At 72.7% G+C, this 22,501-nt stretch carries 16 protein-coding genes; 10 read left to right on the forward strand and 6 right to left on the reverse strand.

Going from position 1 to position 22,501, the window contains the following annotated elements:
- Positions 1-31: 31 nt before the first annotated feature.
- The 3 genes from ACZ4QV_RS13050 to ACZ4QV_RS13060 all read left to right on the forward strand — a co-directional run bounded on the left by ACZ4QV_RS13050 (position 32) and on the right by ACZ4QV_RS13060 (position 3,213).
- Positions 32-943, forward strand: a complete 912-nt coding sequence (locus tag ACZ4QV_RS13050) for a phosphatidylinositol-specific phospholipase C domain-containing protein (RefSeq protein WP_361587835.1) — start codon at positions 32-34, stop codon at positions 941-943.
- Positions 944-945: 2 nt separating this feature from the next.
- Positions 946-2,079 (forward strand): alpha/beta hydrolase, encoded by a 1,134-nt coding sequence (locus ACZ4QV_RS13055; protein ID WP_361614495.1) that lies wholly within the window; start codon positions 946-948, stop codon positions 2,077-2,079.
- Positions 2,080-2,160: 81 nt separating this feature from the next.
- On the forward strand, positions 2,161-3,213 hold the full coding sequence (locus ACZ4QV_RS13060) for a trypsin-like serine peptidase (RefSeq protein WP_361635405.1): 1,053 nt from the start codon (positions 2,161-2,163) through the stop codon (positions 3,211-3,213).
- Between the two features lie 19 nt (positions 3,214-3,232).
- Here ACZ4QV_RS13060 and ACZ4QV_RS13065 read toward each other — a convergent pair whose 3' ends face one another.
- Positions 3,233-4,267: a phosphatidylinositol-specific phospholipase C domain-containing protein gene (locus ACZ4QV_RS13065; RefSeq protein ID WP_361147906.1), complete on the reverse strand. Its 1,035-nt coding sequence runs from the start codon at positions 4,265-4,267 to the stop codon at positions 3,233-3,235.
- 231 nt (positions 4,268-4,498) lie between these two features.
- Here ACZ4QV_RS13065 and ACZ4QV_RS13070 point away from each other — a divergent pair, with 231 nt between their 5' ends.
- Positions 4,499-5,146, forward strand: coding sequence for an HhH-GDP family DNA glycosylase (locus ACZ4QV_RS13070; protein ID WP_361635411.1), 648 nt, complete (start codon positions 4,499-4,501; stop codon positions 5,144-5,146).
- Positions 5,147-5,224: 78 nt separating this feature from the next.
- On the opposite strand, the gene ACZ4QV_RS13075 is transcribed toward ACZ4QV_RS13070, so the two are convergent.
- Positions 5,225-7,093 carry a transketolase gene (locus tag ACZ4QV_RS13075; RefSeq protein ID WP_361635414.1) on the reverse strand — a complete coding sequence of 623 codons (1,869 nt, stop codon included), beginning with the start codon at positions 7,091-7,093 and terminating at the stop codon, positions 5,225-5,227.
- Positions 7,093-8,622 carry an NAD(P)/FAD-dependent oxidoreductase gene (locus ACZ4QV_RS13080; protein ID WP_361614499.1) on the reverse strand — a complete coding sequence of 510 codons (1,530 nt, stop codon included), beginning with the start codon at positions 8,620-8,622 and terminating at the stop codon, positions 7,093-7,095. Before ACZ4QV_RS13080 ends, ACZ4QV_RS13075 begins: the two co-directional genes overlap by 1 nt.
- 876 nt (positions 8,623-9,498) lie before the next feature.
- Here ACZ4QV_RS13080 and ACZ4QV_RS13085 point away from each other — a divergent pair.
- From ACZ4QV_RS13085 to ACZ4QV_RS13110, 6 genes are read left to right on the forward strand one after another with little or no spacing between them, the layout of a single operon-like run.
- Positions 9,499-10,569 (forward strand): gluconate 2-dehydrogenase subunit 3 family protein, encoded by a 1,071-nt coding sequence (locus tag ACZ4QV_RS13085; protein ID WP_467762892.1) that lies wholly within the window; start codon positions 9,499-9,501, stop codon positions 10,567-10,569.
- An 11-nt stretch (positions 10,570-10,580) separates the two neighbouring features.
- The gene (locus ACZ4QV_RS13090) at positions 10,581-12,389 is read left to right on the forward strand and encodes a GMC oxidoreductase (protein WP_467762893.1); all 1,809 of its coding nucleotides are present in this window, start codon (positions 10,581-10,583) and stop codon (positions 12,387-12,389) included.
- A 1-nt stretch (position 12,390) separates the two neighbouring features.
- Positions 12,391-13,521 (forward strand): cupin domain-containing protein, encoded by a 1,131-nt coding sequence (locus ACZ4QV_RS13095; RefSeq protein ID WP_361147917.1) that lies wholly within the window; start codon positions 12,391-12,393, stop codon positions 13,519-13,521.
- 12 nt (positions 13,522-13,533) lie between these two features.
- The gene (locus tag ACZ4QV_RS13100; RefSeq protein ID WP_361635424.1) at positions 13,534-14,787 is read left to right on the forward strand and encodes a cupin domain-containing protein; all 1,254 of its coding nucleotides are present in this window, start codon (positions 13,534-13,536) and stop codon (positions 14,785-14,787) included.
- The gene (glgX, locus tag ACZ4QV_RS13105; protein WP_361147921.1) at positions 14,787-16,820 is read left to right on the forward strand and encodes a glycogen debranching protein GlgX; all 2,034 of its coding nucleotides are present in this window, start codon (positions 14,787-14,789) and stop codon (positions 16,818-16,820) included. Before ACZ4QV_RS13100 ends, glgX begins: the two co-directional genes overlap by 1 nt.
- 44 nt (positions 16,821-16,864) lie before the next feature.
- A complete protein-coding gene (locus tag ACZ4QV_RS13110) occupies positions 16,865-17,383 on the forward strand; it encodes a DUF2165 domain-containing protein (protein ID WP_361147923.1) in 519 nt (172 codons plus the stop codon).
- A gap of 23 nt (positions 17,384-17,406) precedes the next feature.
- Here the strand turns inward: ACZ4QV_RS13110 and ACZ4QV_RS13115 are convergent, their stop codons facing one another.
- The 3 genes from ACZ4QV_RS13115 to ACZ4QV_RS13125 all read right to left on the reverse strand — a co-directional run bounded on the left by ACZ4QV_RS13115 (position 17,407) and on the right by ACZ4QV_RS13125 (position 22,459).
- The gene (locus ACZ4QV_RS13115; RefSeq protein WP_361147925.1) at positions 17,407-17,877 is read right to left on the reverse strand and encodes a hypothetical protein; all 471 of its coding nucleotides are present in this window, start codon (positions 17,875-17,877) and stop codon (positions 17,407-17,409) included.
- Positions 17,878-17,934: 57 nt separating this feature from the next.
- Positions 17,935-19,110, reverse strand: a complete 1,176-nt coding sequence (locus tag ACZ4QV_RS13120; RefSeq protein WP_361635427.1) for an FAD-dependent monooxygenase — start codon at positions 19,108-19,110, stop codon at positions 17,935-17,937.
- A 133-nt stretch (positions 19,111-19,243) separates the two neighbouring features.
- Positions 19,244-22,459, reverse strand: a complete 3,216-nt coding sequence (locus ACZ4QV_RS13125; protein ID WP_361147928.1) for a cytochrome P450 — start codon at positions 22,457-22,459, stop codon at positions 19,244-19,246.
- Positions 22,460-22,501 lie beyond the last annotated feature (42 nt).

Genomic DNA, 22,501 nt, shown 5'->3' on the forward strand with positions numbered 1-22,501 from the left:
GGCAGAGCGGCAGAGAGACCGGGGTGGACGGATGGACCGGCGGGGATTCCTGAAGGGGACGGCGGCGGTGTCGGCCGCGGGTGTGCTGGCGGGAGCCGGGAGCGGGCTGTCCGTCGCGGCACCGGCCGTCGGACGCCCGGCCGGGCGGTCCCGGCGCGCCGCCTCCGTGCAGGACTGGATGTCGGCTCTTCCGGACAGCACGGCGGTGCAGCGGCTCTCCATCCCGGGGACGCACGACTCCGGGGCGCGGTACGGCGGCCCCTGGGTGGTCTGCCAGAACACCACCATCGCGCAGCAGTTGGACAGCGGCATCCGCTTCCTGGACGTACGCTGCCGGGCCATCGACTCGGCCTTCGCGATCCATCACGGCGCGTTCTACCAGAAGCTGATGTTCGGCGATGTGTTGGTGGCGTGCCGGGCGTTCCTCCAGGCGCATCCGTCGGAGACCGTACTGATGCGCGTCAAGCAGGAGTACTCCGAGGAGAGCGCGGCGGAGTTCCGGCGGATCTTCGACAGCTACCTGGACGGCAAGGGCTGGCGGTCGCTGTTCCGGCTGGACGGCACGCTGCCTTCTCTCGGGCAGGCCCGCGGCAAGGTCGTGCTGCTGGGCGACTCCGACGGGTTGCCGGGGGTGCGGTACGCCGATCCGCGCGTCTTCGACATCCAGGACGACTACATGGCCGAGCCGCTGCGCAAGTACCCGCTCATCGAGGGTCAGTTCCGGAAGGCCGTCAGGGAACCCGGCAAGCTGTTCATGAACTACGTGAGCACCGCTGCCCTGCTGCCCCCGCGTTCCAACGCGGACCGGCTCAACCCTCAGGTGAAGAACTTCCTGAACGGCGCTGAGGCACGCGGGTGGACCGGGCTGGGCATCGTCCCGATGGACTTTCCCAACGAAGCGGGCCTGGCCGAGGCAGTGATCCGGCACAACACGGGAGTGTGACCATGCGGCCGCGGCGAATCCCCCGCGTCCGCCGGCTGTGGGGCGCGGGCTGCGCGGGTCTGGTGACGGCTCTGTTGCTGCCGTTCCTCACGGTCCCAGCGGCGGGACAGCCCGCGTACGCGGCGGACGGCCCGGCGCGCGACCGGACCCGCGATCCGGCCCGCGTCGTCGCCGAGGTGCCGGTCGGCGACCGGATGCTCGACCTCGGTATCGCGTCCCCCACGACCGACGCGCCGGTCAAGTGGGTACGGCTGCTGCTGCCGAAGGGCTGGTCGAAGAACGCCTCCCGTACGTGGCCGGTGCTGTGGCTGCTGCACGGCGGTGGCGGCAACCACAAGGACTGGACCGCCAACACCCATGTCGAGCAACTGGCCGCCGGCCGCGACGTCCTGGTCGTGCTGCCGGAGACCAGCGGGTGCAGCAGTTACAGCGACTGGTACAACGGCGGGAACGGGGGACCCCCGGCCTGGGAGACCTACCTTCTCGACGAGTTGCGTCCGCTGCTGGAGCGTGACTACCGGGCCGGGACGGCGCGGGCCGTCGCCGGCCTGTCGATGGGCGGGCTCGGCGCGCTGAAGTTCACCGCGGCGCGCCCCGGCATGTTCCGTGCCGCCGCCTCGTACAGCGGCGCCGTCCATCCGCTGTACCGGTCGCCCGACGGCGGCTTCTCCGGGCCGGACGGCGTCAAGCTGGGCGCGCTGACCTGCCTCGTCGACTGGAAGCGCGTCTGGGGCGAGCCGGGTTACCCGTTCGACACGGCCGACCCGGCCGACCTGCGCCAGCAGTGGCTGTGGAAACGCAACAGCCCGCTGGAGCAGGCGGCCTCGCTGCGCGGCACCCCGCTGTACCTCTCGTACGGGGACGGGACCACCGACGGTGGGCCGGGCTGGTCGTGGGGGGACGGCGACCGCCCGCCCGCGCCGTCTCCCGCTCGCTGCACCGACCCGCCCGCGCACGGCACCCAGGACCCGGTCGAGCGGGCCGTGTACGGGATGAACCAGGAGCTGCGCGGCAAGCTGACCCGGCTGGGCATCCCGGCGACCGTGTGCGCTTCCAGGGGCGGGCACGGCTGGCCGTACTGGGAGCGTGAGCTGGTGGCGTCGTTCCCGATGCTGATGCGCGCGCTCGGCGCCTGAACGGCCGGCAGGTCCCGGGGCCCGGGCACGAGGAAGACCGCCCCGGAACCGCGTGACCGGCAGGAACCGTATGATCTGCTGGTGAGTACCATCGAGCGCGGCCGCACCGCACGGCCCCCGGCCCCGGACGGGCCGTACCGTCGCCGCCGGACCGCCACCGCTCTCGGCCTCTGTGCCGCGCTCACCCTGGCCTGCGCCGGAACGGCCCTGGCCGTACGGTCCTTCACGCACGGCGGGTACCTGGCGCCCGGCGACCCGGCCACGGACTCGTACGCCGAGGAAGCGGCCGACGGGGACGCGGCGGCCGACGCGCTGCTCTCCGGCCCGTACACCGAACGCCCCGCTCCGCCTCGCGTCACCACCCGCGCGGCGGCGGACCGGGCAGCGGCGTCCGGCGGGGCCGCGGCCCCGGCACCTGCCGCACCCCCCGCGAAGACGGCCGGCCTGCCGGTCTCCCGGCCCCTCGAAGCCGCCCCGGCCGCCGTCTCCCCCGCCGTCGGCCCGCTCTTCTCGCCGGGCGGCGACGGCGACGCCGACCACCACTGCACCGCGAGCGTGGTGCACTCCCCGGCAGGCGACCTGCTCGTCACCGCGGCGCACTGCGTCCACGACCGCGGCTTCCGTACGAACCTCGTCTTCGCGCCCGGTTACCACGACGGCGTCCTGCCGTACGGCGTGTGGGTGCCGTCCCGTATCGACGTCGATCCGCGCTGGGCGGACGACCGCGACGACGCCCACGACGTGGCGTTCGTGCGGGTGCGCCGCCCGCACGGCAGCGCAGCCGGTGCGCAGCGCATCGAGGAGCTGACCGGCGCCGAGCAGATCCGCTTCGCCGCGCCGGCCGGCCTGCCGACCCGGACGGTCGGCTACCCCGACGACCGGGAGACGCCCGTCGGCTGCCAGAACCTCACCACCGCTGTCCCCGGCCAGCTACGTTTCGACTGCGCCGGCTTCCCCAACGGGACCAGCGGCGGCCCGATGCTCACCGGCGTCGACCCGGTCACCGGCCTGGGTACGGTGACCGGGGTCATCGGCGGCCTGGACGAGGGCGGCGACGACGCGACCTCGTACAGCAGCCGGTTCGGCCCGGACACCGCCGCCCTGTACCGGCGCGCCACCACGGAACGGGTCTGAGGCGGCGCGCCCGTACGCGCTACTTCCCGCGCGGGACCACGGTCTTGAGGACCTTCGGCAGCGGGTACCAGTCGGCGGTCGCGATGCTGCCGTGGGCGGCGGCGAGCTGGTGCAGCCGGGCCTGTGCCTGGGCCTCGGTGGGCTCGGTGCCGTCGATGACCGGGGGCACCTTGTGCGCGTCCGTCATGATCAGGAGGTAGTGGCGGCTGTCGTACCAGGCGGTGTCGACGCCGTCCTTCAGGTACGTCGCGGCGTCGCCGTCGAAGACCACGAACCAGGGGCGCAGCGCCGCGTCGGCGTACCGGGTGCGCGGGTCGCCCCCGGCCGCGCCGTGCACCGCGGGGAAGGCGGTGGACTGTGCGAGCTTGCCCTGGGCGGCGAGGTTCTTCAGGTGGGTGGCGTACTCGCGGTCGGTCCACAGCTTGTCGAGGGGGTTCTTCTCCTCGACCGTGCCCGGTATGAGCTCGAAGAGGAACTTGCCGTTCAGCGCGGAGCGGGTGGGCCAGCCGTCCGCCCGTACGGCCTCGTCGAGGTCGCGGTGGCCGGCGGCCAGGTCGCCGGGTCCGTACACCGCGTCGCCGAGCTTGGCGCGGACCAGTGCGTCGAAGGCGGCCGGGCCCCGGCCGCCCTGGTCGTTGAAGCCGTCCTTCAGCTCGACCTTGACCATGACCGGCCGGTGGCCGGGGTGGGCGTCGTGCCACGCCTTCATGTCGGCGAGGCAGCCGCCGAGGTCCTGGTCGCGCTTCTTGGTGCGCAGCTCGCCCGCGGTGGCGGCGTTGACGCAGTTGCTGTTGTTGCCGAACGGGTTGCTGTGCGAGACCCGCCAGGACTTGCCGAGCGCGTTGGTCCACACGTCCAGTTCGAGGAGGCCCGCGCCGGAGTCCAACGCGTCGGCGAAGTAAGGGTACTTGGCCTTCTCGTAGGCGTTGTGGACACCGACGGACGTGGTGGCGCCGTACGATCCGGCGGGCTGTGCCGCGCCGGCCGGGCCTGCCGCCGCCAGCACCACCGCCGTGGCGACCGCCGCCGCTCCCGCGCACCGTGTTCTGCTCATGGGCCCCCGCTTTCACTCCACTGGCCCCGGCAGCCCCCTGCGGCTCCGGAATCACCAGCCCCTCCGGTCGAAGGAGCAGCGTACGGGAGTTGACGGGTGGTCCGGCCACCGGGTGGGTACGCGGGCCGGGAAACGCCGTGCCGGCCGAGCAAACCAGGACGCGAGGAAGATGTACGGCATCGTGGACACCGTGGACACACCTCTGCACGACACGACGTCCGGGAGGCGGTCATGAGCAGCGAGCGCGCCCGGGTCCGGGCCCTGCTGGACACCTACGGCCGGACCTACGCCGACGAGGCCGGTATCCGCCTGAAGGACACGCCGCAGCCGCTGTACCAGCTACTGGTGCTCTCCTGCCTGCTCAGCGCCCGTATCCAGGCGAACATCGCGGTGGCGGCGAGCCGCGCGCTGTCCGAAGCGGGACTGCGGACCGCGCGGCGGATGAAGGACACGACCTGGCAGCAGCGGGTGGATGCCCTCGGCGAGGGCGGATACCGGCGCTACGACGAACGCACCGCGACCCAACTGGGCGACGGCGCGGTGCTGTTGCTCGACTCGTACGGCGGCGACCTGCGGCGGATACGGGACACGGCGGACGGTGACACGGACCGGCTGCGCAAGCTGCTGCGCGAGGTGCCCGGCCTCGGGCCGGCCGGTGTCGACATCTTCCTGCGGGAGGCGCAGGCCGTGTGGCCCGAGCTGGAGCCGCACCTGGACGCCAAGGCGTTGCAGGGCGCGGAGCGCGTCGGACTGCCGACCGCGCCCGACGCGCTGCTCAAGGCCGCCGGGAAGAAGACGGAGCCCGCCGTGCTGGCGGCGGCGCTGGTGCGCGCGGCGCTCGACAAGAAGGGCGCGGAGGAGATCCGCAAGGCGAAGTGAGCGGCTGGGCGAGGGACCGCGTACGGCGGCCCCGGCACCTTCCCGGGCCGGGGCCGCCGTACGCACGAGCGCGGGCGCTCACGGTGTCGAGGTGAGCAGCCCCCTGGCCGTCGCCGCGATCGCCTGAGCGTCGATGCCCGCCGCGCGCAGTTGCTCCTCCGGGGACGCCGACCCGGGCATGGTGCGGACCGCGAGCCGGGCCAGGCGCGGCACCGGGCGGCCGTCGGTGAAGGCGTCCAGCACCGCGTCGCCGAGGCCGCCCTCGGGGTGGTGGTCCTCCACGGTGATGATCCGCCCGGTGACGTCGGCGGCCTCCCGCAGCGTCGGCAGATCCACCGGCTTGAGGGAGTACAGGTCAATGACGCGGGCCGCCACGCCCTCCTCGGCCAGGGTGTCGGCGGCGGCCAGCGCCTCGTGGACGGTCACCCCGGCGGCCACGAGGGTGACCCGGTCCTCGGGCGTGGCCCGCAGCGTCTTGCTGCCGCCGATCGGGAAGTCCTCCCCGGGCCCGTAGATGACGGGGCTCTCACCGCGGGACGTGCGCAGGTAGCGGATGCCGCTCGCGTCGGCCATCGCGGCGGTCAGGCGGGCCGCCTGGTTGGCGTCGCACGGGTACAGCACGGTGCTGCCGTGCACGGCGCGGAACGCGGCCAGGTCCTCCAGGCCCATCTGCGAGGGGCCGTCCTCGCCGATGGCGACGCCCGCGTGCGATCCGACGAGGTTGAGGTCGGCCCGGCTGACGGCGGCCATCCGGACGAAGTCGTAGGCGCGGCTGAGGAAGGCGGCGAAGGTGGTGGCGTACGGCATCCAGCCGCGTACCTGCATACCGACCGCGGCGGCCACCATCTGCTGCTCGGCGATGTAGCACTGGAAGTACCGGTCGGGGTGGGCGTCGCCGAACATCTGGGCGCGGGTGGAGTCGCCGACCTCGCCGTCCAGCGCGACCACGTCCTCGCGGGCCGCGCCGAGCGCGGCGAGCGCCTCGCCGAAGGCGTTGCGGGTGGCGACGGAGTCACCGACCTTGTAGTCCGGCAGTTCGGGCGTGCCGCCGCCGGTCCGCGGGCGCGGCGCGGCCTCGCGCGGCGGCCGCACCGCCACGTGCAGGTCACGGACGCCGCCCAGCTCCTCGATCGCCTCCGCGGCGTCCTTGAGCGGTTTGCCGTGCTTGCCTTCCTGGTCGGCCACCTCGCGCACGCCCTGGCCCTTGCGGGTCTTCGCGATGATCGCGGTGGGCCGGTCCGTGGTCGCGGCCGCCTCGGCGTACGCGCGGTCCACGGCGGCCACGTCGTGGCCGTCCACCTCGATCGTGTGCCAGTCGAAGGACCGGATGCGGCGTGCGTAGGCGTCCAGGTCCCAGCCGTGCCGGGTGGCGCCGCGCTGGCCGAGCCGGTTCACGTCGATGATCGCGGTGAGGTTGGCCAGTTTCTCGTACCCGGCGTGCTCGAACGCCTCCCACATCGAGCCCTCGGCCATCTCGCTGTCGCCGCACACCACCCACACGCGGTACGGGACGCGGTCCAGGTCGCGGCCCGCCAGCGCGACGCCGACGCCGAAGGGCAGGCCCTGGCCGAGCGAGCCGGTGGCCACGTCCACCCAGGGGATGCGCGGGGTGGGGTGTCCCTCCAGCAGGCTGCCGTTCTTGCGGAACGTCAGCAACTGCTCGTCGGTGAGGGCGCCGGCCGCCTTGCCCATGGCGTACACCAGGGGCGAGGCGTGTCCCTTGGAGAAGATCAGGTGGTCGTTGCCGGGGTTCTCGGGGTCGTCGAAGTCGTAGCGCAGGTGCGCGTCGAGCAGGACGGCGGCCAGGTCGGCCGCGGACATCGAGGAGGTCGGGTGGCCGGAGCCGGCGGCGTCGGCGGCCCGTACGGAGTCGACGCGCAGCTGCTGTCCCAGCTCGCGCAGCCGGCCGTAGCGAGCGTCGGCATCCGGGGTGTTCTGCGTGGTCATCAGGTTCCTTCCGCTTTTCGGGGCCCGTCGGACTGCTGTCCGGCCGCCTGGGGCCGGTCCTTCGGGCCGGTGTCCTCCCCCGGTCCCTCCGATTCCCCCGGTTCCCCCGTTGCTCCGGATTCACCCGGTGCCGTCCGCCGGTCCGGCGCGTCGTCCTTCGCGGCCTTCGCCGCGGGCCCGTCGTGCTTCCCCGCGCGTCCGTCGGCCGGTACGCGGGCCAGCTCCGGCGCCGCCGTGTCCAGCGGCACCGACCAGGAGCGCACCAGGCCCAGCTGGACGCCTTGGCGCGGCAGTGCCGCGTCCAGCAGCCAGTCGGCGGCTACCCTGACCCGGTTGCCGGGCATCGCCATCAGGTGGTAGCCGCGGGTCACGGCGTTGGCGACGGGACCGGACAGCGGGACGTGCAGCGGGTTGGCGGCGGCCTGCACCCCGCCGAGGTCGACCATGAAGCCCAGGTCGTGGTGCTTGTAGGCGCGCGGCTCGCCCTGCCCGTAGGAGGCGGCGACGTTGTGGGCCGCGACCTTGCCCTGGCGCTGCGCGTGCTGGGCGGTCATCGGCGTCGTCTCGCCCGGCCGGGTCAGGTCCGGTACGGCGGCGGCGTCGCCGCAGGCGAGCACCTCGGGGTGGCCGGGTACGGCGAGGAACTCGTCCACGCACAGCCGGCCGCGTTCGGTGGGCAGCCCCAGCGACTCGACCAGCGGGTCCGGGCGCACGCCGACGCACCAGATCAGCGACCGGGTGTCGACGGACGTGCCGTCGTCCAGGAGGACCCCTTCGGAGGTGGCCTCCTTGACGGAGGTCTTGGTGCGGATCTCGACGCCGCGTTTGCTGAGCACCCGGTGCGCGGTGCGCGACAGCCGGTGGTCCAGTTCGGGCAGTACCCGGTCGGCGAGGTCCAGCAGGACCCAGCGGGGCTGCGGTGCGCCGCGCAGTCCCGCGTTGTGGCGGGCCAGCGACCGGGTGAACGTCACGCCGTGCGCGGCGACTTCGGTCCCGGTGTAGCCCGCGCCGACCACCACGAAGGTCATCCGGGCGGCCCGCTCGGCCGGGTCCTCGGCGGCGCCCGCCAGCTCGATCTGGCGGGTCATGTGGTCCCGCAGGTACAGCGCCTCGGGCATACCGCGGAAGCCGTGCGCGTGCTCGGCGACGCCCGGGATGGGCAGCAGCTTGTTGACGCTGCCGACGGTCAGCACGAGACGGTCGTAGCCGAGCGAGCCGGTGCGGCCCTCCGGGTCGGTGTACTCCACCCGGCGGCGGGCCAGGTCGACGCCGCCGACCTGGCCGAGCACCAGCCGGACGTCCGGCAGGGTGCCGGTCAGCGACACCGAGACCCGGCGCGGCTCCAGGATCCCGGCGGAGACCTCGGGCAGCAACGGCAGGTAGAGGAAGTAGTCGTTGGGGTTGATCAGCACGATCTCCGCGGCGCCGCGGGACTTCCTGGCGAGCGTGCGGGCGCATTCGTACCCGGCGAAGCCCGCCCCCACGATCACCACGCGCGGCCGCCTCCCGTTACGGGCCTCCGCCACCATCTGCGTCTCCTCTCACCTCGGGGTCCTGCCCTGATCGGCCCGGGTGCCCGCATTCCGCGCGGGTATGTACGCCGTACGGCCCAGTCCGGCCGTACCGGGCGCCGTTCGGCCACGGGGCTTACGGCCACCGGTCCCGGGGCCGGGACTGCGCCGGAGCGGTTCCGGACCGGCCCGGCCGTCCGGACCGGCCCGGCCATCCGGGCCGTCCGGGCTGTTCGGGCCGCCCCGGCCGCTCAGTCCGGCAGCGCGAGCAGCACCCGCCCGGCGCCCCGGACGTTCGACGGCTTCGTGCGCGGGGGGCGGGCTCGTGGGTGGCGTAGGCCGCGATGGTGCCGTCCGGGGCGAGCAGGCGCGCGTCGAGGGCGGCGTCGGCATCGAAGGCGACCTCGACACCCCGGTCGGCGCGCGTCCCCCGGTCAGGGCCGGCACCGCGTCCACCACGTCGCCCCCGGCGCACACCGCGCGGTCCACTTCCAGCTCCCGCAGCGCGGCGAGCCGGCCGGGACGGCTGACCGTGCCGATGGCCTGCGCGCCCGCCCGCCGCGCCAGGACGGCCGCCGCGCGGCCGACGCTGCCCAGGGCGCCACCACCACCGTCCGCCCGGCCACCGGGCCGGCCGCGAACACCGCGCGGCGCGCCGGACGCTTCTTCACGTCACCGAGAGCAATCCCGGAGAACGCCAGCCGGATGCGCGGTTCCCCGGGGCCGGGCCGGGGTGTGGGCGGCTCCCCACCTGGAACACCTTTCGGGCCGAGCCCCTGTTCTCGTACCAAGCGGCGCCCATACCGGCACGATACGGCGTCTGCCGTCGGCGTGGACAACCCCCGCCGCGCGCAATACTTTCAATGGCACCTCAAGCCGTCCCGGAGGTGCGCGGTGAAGATCGAGGTCATCGAGAAGGACGATCAGTACATTCTCAATCACTGCACCAAATACCTCGCCAGGGAAAGCCGGGACGCGCGCCATGATTTCGGCCAGTACGCGCCGGGCGACGAGCGCGCGACGATCTGTGAGGCGTGGCGCTTCCCGGTCGTCGACGCGCACTGGAACGGGTCGTCGGCGGCCGGTTCGTATCCGTACAACGACGTGACGTTCGTCTACGACGGCCGCCGCTCCGCCCCTGCCTCGGTGGCCGTCCTGGGCACCTTCGGGCCGCTGCACTCGCCGGTGCCGCTGCGCCCGCTGGTGTTCGCCGGCGAGCCGACCGGCTTCCTCGCCACCACCGTGCGCGTCCCGAAGGGGCAGGTCCACACGTACAAGTTCGCGGTGGACGGGGTGTACACGCTCGACCCGGTCAACCCGCAGCGCACCGTGCTGGACAACGGCGAGCCGTGGTCCCGCTTCTTCACCGACGCCTGCACCGTGCCGCTGTCGCTGAGCCGTACCGAGCGCGAGCTGCTGGGCCGGCTGGTGTGCCATCTGCTGCCCTTCCGGCTCGACGAGAACCGGCGGCTGATCCGCGAGGTGTACGAGTCGCTGGACCGCGCGAGCCGGGACGAGGAATTCCCGCTGGCGTATCTGCTGGACGACGAGGTGGGCACGGTCAACTACATCGACAAACTGATCGCCCGCCAGGAACAGCACCATGCCGATGATTACCACACCTGCCTCAAAATCATCGGGGAAATCATCCGGTCCCGTTTCGGCGGACTCGATCCGGCGGTCGCCCCCGCGGAGCTGTACGCGGATCTCCACCGGCAGATGGAAACCGAAAAGGTGGACGGCTGGGACTACTCCCGTTACGGAAGTCCGCAGTTCTTCCTGCTGCTCCTGCGCCGGCACGCGATGACCGGTGCCTTCGTCCACCCGAAACACGGCGGGAATTCCGGCGCGGCGGGCTGGACGTATCTGGAGAGCCGGTTCCGGGACGCGCGGGGCGGCACGCTCTTCGACTGGCGGCGGGCGCTGGAGTCGCCGCTGGGCCACAACACCGACTACCGCGGCTGAGGGGGGACGGCATGGACGAGGAGAGCGCCGAAGTCGTCGTCATCGGCAGCGGCGCGGGCGGCGCGCCGCTCACCCATACGCTCGTACGGGCCGGCCACCGGGTGGTCGTGCTGGAGAAGGGGCCGCTGCTGCGCACCCAGGCGCAGAGCCCCACCGGCCTGTCGGACTTCAAGCGCGACGAGTGCTTCGCCACCGGGTCGGAGAAGCGCATCACCGTGCAGGGCGTGGCCAACACCGGCGAGTCGTACTACTCCGCTCACGTGGAACCGGACCTGAACGACGAACCGCACGTCTACCGCGACAGCGACGGCCGGGACCGGGTCACCATCGAGGGCTACACCGCCCAGGTGGTCGGCGGCGGTACCCAGTTGTACGGCGGTGTCTCCCCCCGCTTCACCCCCGAGGACCTGCGGCTGGCCACCCTCAACGCGTCGCGCGGCGACCTGCGCGACGACCCGGACGGCGAGGTGCGCCGGGAGGCCCGTGACTGGCCGCTGGACTACGCCGCGCTGGAGCCGTACTACACCAAGGCCGAGGAACTCGTCGGCATCAACGGGACCTGGGACGGGCAGGCCAAGGTCCCGTCCCAGGACCACTACCAGCCGCCGCTGGAGCCCAATCCGATCAGCGCGTACGCGGCCGCCGGCATGGACGCGCTCGGGATGCGCCGCTACCGCACACCGCTCGCGGTGATCACCCGCGACCACGCGCCCAGCGGCCGTACGGTGCCCGCCGACGCCGACACCGTCAAGACGGCGTTCGTCAACCGCTACGGCGATCCGCTGGGCCTGAAGTCCAACGTCTGGGTGTCGCTGCTGGCGCCGCTGCATGGCGCCGACGGCAGCGGCGGCCTGGACCTGCGGGCCAACTGCACCGTCACCCACCTGGAGGCGGACGGCCCGCGCGTGACGAAGGTGCACTACCGCGACCCCGGCGGCCGCCCGCGCACGCTCATCGCCGGCACCGTCGTCGTGGCCTGCTCGGCCATCGAGTCCGTACGGCTGCTCCAGCTCTCCGGGCTGCTCGACCCGGCCTTCGACAAGCGCGTCAACGCCAACGGCCTGCTGGGGCGCTACTTCCTGACGCACTGCTTCGGCGGCGCCCAGTGCATCGTGCCGGAGCGCGCCGACAAGTCCAAGACGCTGGACTCGGACTGGGCCACCGACCACTGCGCGCGCCCCGAGTGGTTCCGTTCCCAGGGTCTGTGGGCGGGCGGCGTGATCTACAACAACACCTCCGACGGCGCCCTGCCCATCTCCCTCGCCCGCACCTGGCACGCGATGGACATGGACACCATGTGGAAGGGCTACCTCTACGACACGAGCCTCGTCGGCAACGGCTTCGAGGACTACCTGGAGGAGAGCTTCGGGCGGCGTCTGTCCGTGGCGTTCATGGCCAACCAGGTACCGCAGCGGGAGAACCGCATCGAACTGCATCCGAGCGTCAAGGACAAGTGGGGCCGCCCGGTCGCGTACATCATCAAGACCTGGCACCCGCACGACCGGGCGCTGATGGACACGCTCGCCGAGCAGTGCCGGCAGATCCTGGTGCGCGGCGGTGACGTGCACGACGTCAGTTCGGGGTCGGTGGGCGGTTCGGTGGTACGGATCGCCAACCATGTGCTGGGCGGTGCCCGGTTCGGCACGGACGCCCGGGACTCCGTCCTCGACCCCGACTGCCGGGCCTGGAACTTCGACAACCTCTACGTCACCGACGGGGCGTTCATGCCGACCTCGGGCAGCGCCAATCCGACGCTGACCATCGAGGCGAACTCCTTCCGCGTCGGCGACGCGCTGCTGGACAGGGTCGGGAGGCCGTGACATGGACAGCCGCTTCGACGAGGTCCACACCCACCCCGAGAACGAGATCTTCCGCGTCGTCTTCTACCCGGACCGGATCTACCACGCCCGCTACCTCAACGCCACCCGCTCCTCCCGCTACCGCTACTACGTCGCCGAGGTGCGCGGCTCGGCGGACGGCACCGCCATCAAGGGCGACGTCTTCCTCGGCGGCACCAAGCTGTGCCCGATGCTGCGCATCGAGTACTCCGGCATCCGGCTCGTGGAGCAGGCCAGGGAGTTCAACCGGCGCCTGGGGCCCCGTACGAAGGCGTGGCTGAAGGTCACCGGCGAGGACCCGGCGGACTCCGCCGAGGCCATCGTGACCCTGCACTGGGACCCGGTGATCGGCGCGTACGCGACGGAGATCTGGGAGACGCTGGAGCCGCCGGACGGCACCGCGCACGACCACCGCGTCCTGCCGCTGATGGGCTGCAACGCACCGATCACGCGGGTGCCGCAGCTTTCCCCGCTGCTCGGCTCGGTCTCCGAGGTGGCGATGGCCTTCCGTGAGGACGGCGTGCTGTACCCGACGGGCCAGCGGCTGGGCAACCCGCAGTGGGACAACGCCTACCTCCGCTCCCACCAGGAACCGCGCACCCAGGAGCCCAGCGACCCCCGCAACACCGTCGCCGACAGCAACTACCTCCTCGACTTCCAGCGCGGCTTCTTCATCCCGGACGCCGCGCAGATCCTGCCGGTCACCTACCGCAACGCCATGACCGACGAGGGCAATCCGGAACGCCGGGACGACAACATCGTGCAGATGCGCTGGCTGTTCCAGCGGGAACTCGGCAGCGACCTGGTGTTCTTCCACGAGGTGACGGTGCCGCCGGGCGCGGTGGAGGGCGCCCACCGGCACATCGGCTCGGAGGAGCTGTACTACGTCGTCTCCGGCACCGGCACCGCGTACATGAGCGACGGCGACGACCCGACGACCGCCGCCTACCCGCTGGTCGAGCGGCCGGTCTTCGGCATCGGCCCGGTCAAGTGCCGTGAGCTGCCGGTCAAACCGGGCAGCGTGCTCTACACCAAGAGCGGCGGCGTGCACGGCATCCGCAACCCGGGCACCGAGCCGCTGAAGTTCGTCGCGTTCCTCTACCACACCACCTGAGGCGGTCCCGCGATGCCCAAGATCGTGCACACCGACTCGGTCTTCCGCGTCGACCCGGTCAAGCCCCCGGACTACGCGCAGGCCAACCCGCTGCTGAAGCTGCTGAGCCTGGTCGAACGCACCCGGTTCGCCGCCGAACGCGAGCTGTACGAACCCGCCTCGCTCCAGCACCTGTTCCCGCTGCGCACGCTCCAGTTGTACGGGCCCGCCTCGCCCGACCAGGACCAGCTCGACCCGGCACAGCAGGACGACAGGACCGATTTCCAGAAGCAGAACGTCCGCGACTTCACCCTCGCCGACACCCGGGCGGTGCGCGGCTGGGCCGAGATCGGTGACTGGCGCGGCCCGTTCCTCCAACTGTCCTACCGGGGCGGCCCGGACTCCGCGCTGTGGCGCGAGGCCGGTCAGCTCGGCGACGCCATCGGCTGTGTGCTGTCCGTCCAGGGCAGCCGCCCCCTGCCGGTCCGGGTGCCGTACGACGAGGAGACCGACTTCTACACGATCGAGCTGTGGGGCCGGGTCGGCGACGGTCTCCGCGACCTTCTCGGCCCACGCGGCCGGACGGCGCTCGACTCCGGGCTCCTGCAACCGCGGCCGGACCTCGTCACCGGCCTCGGCCAGGACTTCCACCGCGACCAGATGACCAACCAGGACCTGCGGCTGGTCGCCCCGCGGCACGCCATGCACCCCGTGCTCCCCTGCTACATCGACGTGCGCTGGACCGCGAGCCCCGACGGCGCGGGCTCGGCCGACCCGCCCTCCGGTTCGGTACGCCTCGGCTTCGAGATGAAGATCCGCGGCTGGGACAACTACCTCGGCGTCGGCACCAGTCCCCACCCGCACGGCGGCGTCGGCTTCCTCGAATACCGCACGCTGTTCAGCGAGTACGGCCGCTGGGCGGGCACCGACGACCTGCGGCGCACCCTGGAGCCGTACAACCTCGACGCGTTCGGCCGCAAGGGGCACCCGAGCGGCGACGTGGAGCCGTTCCTCGCCGTCACCTACATGGACCTGCACGTCCTGGACCCGGCCTGCGGCATCGGTCTGCACCGGCACCGCGACAACCAGGAGGTCTTCCTGATGCTGGAGGGCGACGGGCTGATGGTGGTCGGCGACTGGGCCGACTCCGGCAGCCGGGTGCGCTCCTTCGAGGTGCGCCGGCTGCCCGCCGGGCACCTCGCCCTTCTCAAGGGCGGCAACCTGCACGGGCTGATGAACCCCGCGGACCAGCGGGCCTCCCTCTTCATGTTCGGCGGTTACGACTGATGGCTGTCTCCCCGACCTCCCCCGCCCCCGGCGACCCGTACCGGCTCGGTGCCCACGGGGACGGCTCCGGCACCTCCTTCGCCGTGTACTCCTCGGCGGGCGCGTACGGCGGCTCCGTCGAACTGTGCCTGCTCGACGAAGGCGGCGAGCGGCGGCTCCCGATGGCGGTGGACTGCGACATCTGGCACACGTACGTCCCGGGCGCGGGCCCCGGCCAGGGCTACGGTTACCGCGCGCACGGCCCGTTCGCCCCCGCACGCGGCGTGCGCTTCGACCCGTCCAGGCTGCTGCTCGACCCGTACGCGAAAGCCTTGAAGCCGACGGGCACGCGCACGCTGCTGCCCCTGGTCGCCGACACGGCGTTCGACTGGGGCGACGACCGGCCGCCACGCCACCCGTGGACCCGGACGTTCCTGTACGAGACGCACGTCAAGGGCCTGACCGCGCAGCACCCCGAGGTGCCGGCGCCCCTGCGTGGCACGTATGCCGGGCTGGCGCATCCCGCCGTCACCGGGCACCTGAACCGCCTCGGTGTCACGGCCGTGGAACTGATGCCGGTGCACCAGTTCCTCCCCGAGCCGTTCCTCCTCGACCGCGACCTCACCAACTACTGGGGCTACTCCACCATCGGCTTCTTCGCCCCGCACGCCGCCTACAGCTCGACGGGCCACGAAGGCGGCCAGATCACCGAGTTCAAGGCGATGGTCAAAGCCCTGCACGCCGCCGGTCTCGAAGTGATCCTCGACGTCGTCTACAACCACACCGCCGAAGGCCCGCCCGACGATCCCGCCCTGAGCTTCCGCGGCCTGGCCAACGAGATCTACTACCGCCTGGACCCGGCCGACCCGTCCCGCTACGTCGACACGACCGGCACCCGCAACACCCTCGACGCGGGCCGCCCCGAAGTACTGCGCCTGATCATGGACTCGCTGCGCTACTGGATCACCGAGATGCACGTCGACGGCTTCCGCTTCGACCTGGCCGCGACCCTGGCGCGCCAGTACGGCTACGTCGACCGGCTGGCCGCCTTCTTCGGCCTGCTCTACCAGGACCCGGTCGTCGGCCGCGTCAAACTCATCGCCGAACCCTGGGACGTCGGCGCGCCCGACAGCTACCAGGTGGGCCGCTTCCCGCCCGGCTGGAACGAGTGGAACGACCGCTACCGCAACACCGTGCGCGACTTCTGGCGGGGCCGTCCGGCCGTCGGCGACCTGGCGAGCCGGATCGCCGGCTCCTCCGACCTGTACGCCCCCGAACGCCGCGGCCCGGACGCCTCCGTCAACTTCCTCACCTGTCACGACGGCATGACCCTGACCGACCTGGTCACCTACGCGCACAAACACAACGAGGCCAACGGCGAGCACAACCGCGACGGCACGGACGACAACCGCTCCGCCAACTACGGCGTCGAAGGCCCGTCCAGGGACCCGGCCATCGTCGCCGTACGCGAACGCCAGCGCCGCAACATGCTCGCCACCCTGCTCCTCTCCCAGGGCTGCACGATGCTTCACGGCGGCGACGAACTCGGCCGTACGCAAGGCGGCAACAACAACGCCTACTGCCAGGACAACCCCACGAGCTGGTACGACTGGTCGGTACCCACCCCCCTCACCGACTTCGTGCGCCGGGTGGTCTCCCTGCAACGCGACCACCCGGTACTCCAACGCACCAGCTTCCTGACGGGTTCCGGCACTCCACCGGACATCGCCTGGTACGACCGCGAAGGCCGCCCGATGACCCCGGCCCGCTGGGACGACCCGGCCACCCGCTTCCTCGCCTTCCTCCTCGCCGGAGACCACGCGGCAGCACCGGACACCGACCTCCTCGCGCTCCTCAACTCCGGTGCGGACGCGGTCGGCTTCGCCGTGCCCGGGCGGACCGGCGCGGTGTACGAAGTGGTACTGGACACCACCGCGCCGGACGGCGCCCCGGCGGCCTCGGCCACGCTCAGGACGGGCGACGTGTGCACCGTCCCGGCCCGCACGGTGCTGGTGGCGACGGCTGAGCTGCCGACCGGCCGACGGCACCCGTAAAGTGCCCGGGACAGCACTTTCACCGCAGGCCAGGGAGAACCGGAATGCCGATACGCGCCACCAGACCGCTCCAGGCCCTACCGCTCGCCGCGACCGTGCTCACCGGCACGGTCGCGCTCTACATGGCGCTCGTCGCGTTCGGCAACATCACCGACTTCGGCACCAACCAGGCCTTCGTCCAGCACGTCCTCGCCATGGACACCACCTTCAAGGACCCGGACCTGATGTGGCGGGCCGTCGAGTCCACCACGCTCCAGAACATCGCGTACGTCCTGATCGTCGCGTGGGAGACGGTCGCGGCGCTGGTCCTCGTCGCGGCGACCGTCCTGGGGGCGCGTGAACTGCGCCGGGGCTCGGGCTACATCGGGGCGCGCCGTGTCGCCACCGCCGGGCTGCTGATGGTGCTGCTGCTCTTCGGCGCGGGCTTCATCGCGATCGGCGGCGAGTGGTTCTCCATGTGGCAGTCCAAGACCTGGAACGGCCTGGAGGCCGCCACGCGCAACTTCGTGGTGGCGGGGGTGGCGTTGGTGGTGGTGCAACTGCGGGGGGCGGAGGAGCGGTAGCCGGGCACGGGCCGGCCGCCCGCTCAGACGTAGCGAGGGGCGTCCTCGTGGTCCGCGTCGCAGATCTCCTTGGCCGTGCTGTGAATCCTCGTCGGGCCGTCCGGCGCATCCCGGCGGAACAGCACGCCGGACCGGTCGACGCGGTGCCAGAGGTCGTCCTCCGGGTCGAAAGGCGCGCACCGGGTGACCTGAAAGCCGTCCGCGGCCAGCTCGGCGACCAGCCGGGAAATCTCCGGAACGGGTTCCCGGACGTACTGCCCCGGGGCGCTGGGCAGGGAGGCGACCCTGTCACCGGGCTCGATCTGCAGGTGCCAGAGGCGGCCCTTCGCGGTGAACCCCAGCTCCAGGTCGCCGTACAGGCAGTACACCGGGTCCGGAGATCGCGCGGCGAACGCCTCGGGCTCGCCCCACTGGGCCACCACGTCGCGGTAATGGACTCCGGGGGCGGCCACTCCCAGTACCCCTGTCCGCAGAAGCCCTGCGAGACCTGTCACGAAACATACTCCTCAACCTTGGGCGCGGCCCGGCTCGATCCTGCCGGCCACCGGCGCTCACCAGGCAATACGGTAGCCCGTCAGCCAGTCGTCGGCCCCATCGCCACCGCGCTCGACGCTACGCGGCAGCATCACGTCGCGGACCAGCCGCCGCACCGGCCCCGGCGCCGAGCGGCGGGCCATCCGTGCGCTGTGCGCCACCACCCGTTCCACGCGCGCGCGGCGCAGCTCCTCGTACGCGGCGAAGGCCCGTCGGGGCTCGTGCCGGTCGCGCAGGCACTTGGCGAGCACGACGCTGTCCTCGATCGCCATCGAGGCGCCCTGGGCGGCGTTCGGGGCTGCGGCGTGTGCCGCATCGCCGATGATCACCATGGTGTCGGAGAACCACCGCGGGGTGGTGGCGAGGTCGTAGGCGTGCGAACCGACGATGTGGTCACCGGTGGCCCGGACGACGGCCGCGGCCGGAGTGCGGTCACCGTCGAGCAGCGCCGTGACCCGCTGCCGCCACTGGCCGGCCGTGACAGCGGCCAGGTACTGCCGGGACCGCTCCGGCCCCGGCACGTTGGAGAACCACCACACCTCCCCGTCCGGCGCCGCCGTGCATCCGAAGAAGGCCCGCCTGCCGTAGATCATGGTGTACGTGTCGGGCGCGGACGCCGGTTCGACGTCGCGGGTGTAGCCGCAGACGGTGTGCTGGCCGGTGTAGCGGGGCCGGGGCGCCGCCGGGTCGATCAACTTGCGGACCACCGAATGGATCCCGTCCGCGCCGATCAGCAGGTCCCCCTCGGCACGGCTGCCGTCCGCGAAGGAGGCCACCACCCGGCGGTCGCCGACGGTCTCGGCGGCGACCAGCCGCTTGCCGTGCCGGACGGCGATTCCCCGGCGGCGCGCCTCGTCGTGCAGTACGCGGTAGAGGGTGGCGCGGGTGAGGGTACGGGGGCCCATGGCGGTCCCGTCGGAGGAGCCGGCGATGGCACGCTCGCCGAGCCGCTTGCCCGTACCACTGAGGAACTCCACCCGCTCGGCGGGAAAGGAGTTCGCCACGACCGGGCCATGGGCACCGATGACGCGCAGCGCCTCCAGCCCGTTGGCGAAGACGACGAGGAACGCGCCGACGTCGTCCGCGCCGGTCGGGTACGCCTCGAAGACCTCCGCGTCGATGTCCGCCTTCCGCAGAGCCATCGCGGTCACCGCTCCCGCGATGCCCCCACCGATGATCAGAGCCTTGGTCATGGCGCTCCCCCAGGTGAATCGGCCGCGGTGCGGAGGTCCGCTCCGCCCTCGTCCACCTTGCCGCCGGTCGGCGGCGGGAGCCAGACCCCGTGCGCGGGGCCGGCTCCCGCCGGGGGCGCCGTGGCGCCGGGTGTCACCCCGCCGCGTACACGTCCTCCACGTACCGTCCGGCGTCCGTCAGTTCGCGCAGCCAGGTCTCTGCCTGCTCGTCCGTGGCGCCCGTGCGGGCTGCGTGGAGCGCGCGGAAGGCGGCCCGTACGCCGGGGGCCATCCGGCTGCCGTCGCCGCAGACGTACACCCGTGCTCCGGCGTCCAGCAGTGCTCCGACCTCGTCGGCTTCGGCGGCGATGCGGTGCTGGACGTAGCGGCAGTCGTTTTCGGGGCGGGTGCTGAAGACCGGGCGGAGGGAGACCGCGCCGGCTGCTTCGGCCTTCCGTAGTTCGTCGGCGTGCAGGTAGTCGGCGTCGGGGGCGTCACAGCCGAAGTAGAGGAGCGCGGCGGGGCGTTGGCCGTCGGCGGTGGCCACGCGGTCCGCGATGGCGCCTCGGAAGGGGGCCAGGCCGGTTCCGGCGGCGACCAGGATGACCGGCGTCGGGTCGGCCGGGTCGAGGCGGAAGGCTTCCCGGCAGGGCTGGACGCGGGCCAGGACGGTGTCGCCGGGCCGGAGTGTGTGCAGGTGTCCGGAGCCGGTGCCGCCGGGGAGCAGCGAGACCATCAGGTCGGCATGGCGCGGGTCGATGGCGGGTGCGGAGGAGAGGGAGTAGTGGCGGATGCGCATGGCCGGCAGCAGGTCGAGGAGGACCGGCCAGGACAGCTCGCCGCGCAGGGCCGGGTACGCCTCGACCAGGTCGAGGACGGTGCGCGGGTCGTCGTCGGCGAGCGCTTCGAGGGCGGCGCGCTCGGGCGGACAGGGGTTGCGGACGGCGAGTGCGGCGCGTTGCTCCGGCGTGGGGCGGGCGCCCAGTTCCAGGTGGTGGGTGAGGAGGCCTCGTACGGTGAGGGGGCGGTCCACCGGAAGGGCGTCCCGGCTCGCACGGCCCGCTCCCGCGCGGATGTCGAGGACGGTGTCGAGGTCCACGCCCAGGACCCGTGCCGCGCGCTCCACGGCCGCCGTCCCGTTGGCGGGGAGCACGGCCAGGTGGTCGGCGGTGCGGTAGGTGACACCTTCGGGGAGGGCGAGGCGCAGGAAACGCTTGACGCGCGGGTGGCCGGGGGCGGTGAGGTCGCGGGCCTCGGTGACGGTCATCGGCTGGAGGCCGTGGCGGTCGGCGAGCGCGTCCAGCGGGCCGCCGGTGACCTCGCGGACGGTGTAGGACGCGTCCGTGGCATCGGCCGCCGCGCTCGCGCCGATGGTCGCGGGGTCGCCGTAGCGCACCAGCAGTTCGGTGCGGAGCGCGGCCGTGAACGCCTGGACGGCGCCGTTCAGGTCGCCGGACGCGTCGGCCTCGCCGCGCGGCAGCAGCCGCTCGGCACCCAGGGCGGCCAGCCGCTCGTCGAGCAGGGCCGGTACGCGCTGGTAGGTGGCGGCCCAGTTGCGGTCGCCGACGCCGAGGACGGCGTACGGTACGCCTTCGGCCTGCGCCTGCGCGCTCTCCAGCCACTGCATGAAGTGCGCCGCGTCGTCGGTCGGCCGGCCGTTGTAGGAGGCGGTGACGACGACGACCGGCCGGTCGGTGGGGAGGGCGCCGGCCGCGGCGTCCAGCGGGGCCACCTCGGTGGTGAAGCCGAGGCCGGTGGCCTGGTCGGCGATGCGTTCGGCGAAGTCGCGGCAGGTGCCGTAGTTGGTGCCGTGGAGGAGCAGCAGGCCGGTGTCCTGACGGGCCCGGGTGGGCAGCCCGTCGTCCGTACCGGGCTGCGTGCCGTCCGGCTCCGTCGCCCCGCCGGGCAGGACCGCCAGCGCGGCGCGCAGGGCCGCGCGGTCGGCGGGTGTGCGCCGGCCGAGGGTCATCGTGAAGCCGTCCGGCTTGAGGGTCAGGGTCTCCTTGATGCGCAGCCGGTAGTCCGCGTGGTCGATGAGGCGGTAGCGGTGCACCAGCATCGCGAGCAGCATCGTCGCCTCGTGCAGCGCGAACTGCCGCCCGATGCAGGCGCGTTCCCCCGTACCGAAGGGCTTGTACGCGTGCGGGGAGCGGGCCGCCTCGGCCTCCGGAGCGAACCGGGTGGGGTCGAACAGCTCCGGGTTGTCGCCCCACACCGGGTCGCGGTGCAGCATCGGGGTGAGGACGGTGACCAGTTGACCCGCCTTCAGCGGATAGCGGCCGCCGAGCAGGGTGTCCGCACGGGCCTGGCGGCTGAAGGCGGCGGCGGTGGGCCACAGCCGCAGTGCCTCGTTGAGGACCTGCCGGGTGAAGGGCAGCCGTCCGATGTCCTCGAAGGACGGGTCGGGGTCGGTGGCGTCGCCCCACAGTTCGTCCGCCTCCCGCTGGACCAGACGCAGCGCGGCCGGGTCCTTGAGCAGGTGGTGGAGGGCGAAGGAGAGGGCGCCCGAGGTGGTCTCGTGGCCCGCGATGAGGAAGGTGATGACCTGGTTGCGGATGTTGGCCAGGTCGAGGGTGGTGCCGTCGGCGGGGTGGGTGGCGCCGAGCATCAGCCCGAGAAGGTCATCGGAGCCGTCGGAGCCGCCGGGTGTCCTGTCCGCGCCGCCGCCCTCGCCCGTACGGGTGGCGATGACCTCGTCCACGACCGAGGCGAGGTAGTCGGCGTCGGCCCGGAAGGCGGCGTCCTGCTCGGTGTAGTCGCCGCCCGGCTCCCGGCCGAGGCGGGTCATGCTCCACTCCAGGCAGCGGACCATCGCCTCGACGAAGGGGTGCGGGGTGTCACGGGAGAACGACTCGAAGTCGAAGCCGAAGCCCGCCAGGCCGATGGTGTCCAGGGTCATGCGGGTCATGTCGTCGGCGACGTCCACGGGGGTCCCGTCGGCGGCGCGCCGGTCCCAGCTGCCGAGGACCCGGCGGGCCACCTTCAGCATCGCCGGGTGGTAGGTGCGCATCGAGCCGAGCGCGAAGGCCGGCATCAGGATGTCGTGCGCCTTGGCCCAGTTCGGTTCGTCGTTGTACGCGGTGAACAGGCCGTCCCCGGCGAACTCGCGGACGTTCTCCAGGGCGACCGCGATGCCCTTGGCGAAGCGCTCCTCGTCGGCCAGCTCGGTGACCAGTTCCAGTGAGGAGACGAACGTCGCCTCGTGACCGTGCAGCCGTCGCCGGTAGATCGGGCCGTGCTCGCGGACCAGGTCCATGGCCTGCTGGAGCGGGGTGGGGCTGAGTCCGGTGGCCGACAGGTCGACGACCGGCACCTCCTCGTACGGGCGCACCGCGCCGTCGACTGCTTCGAACGGGATCGTCTCGGTCATGTCTCCAGCGTGACCCGCCCGGTGTACCGTGCGACGCCGGGT

Source organism: Streptomyces sp. NPDC026394, from assembly GCF_055567735.1.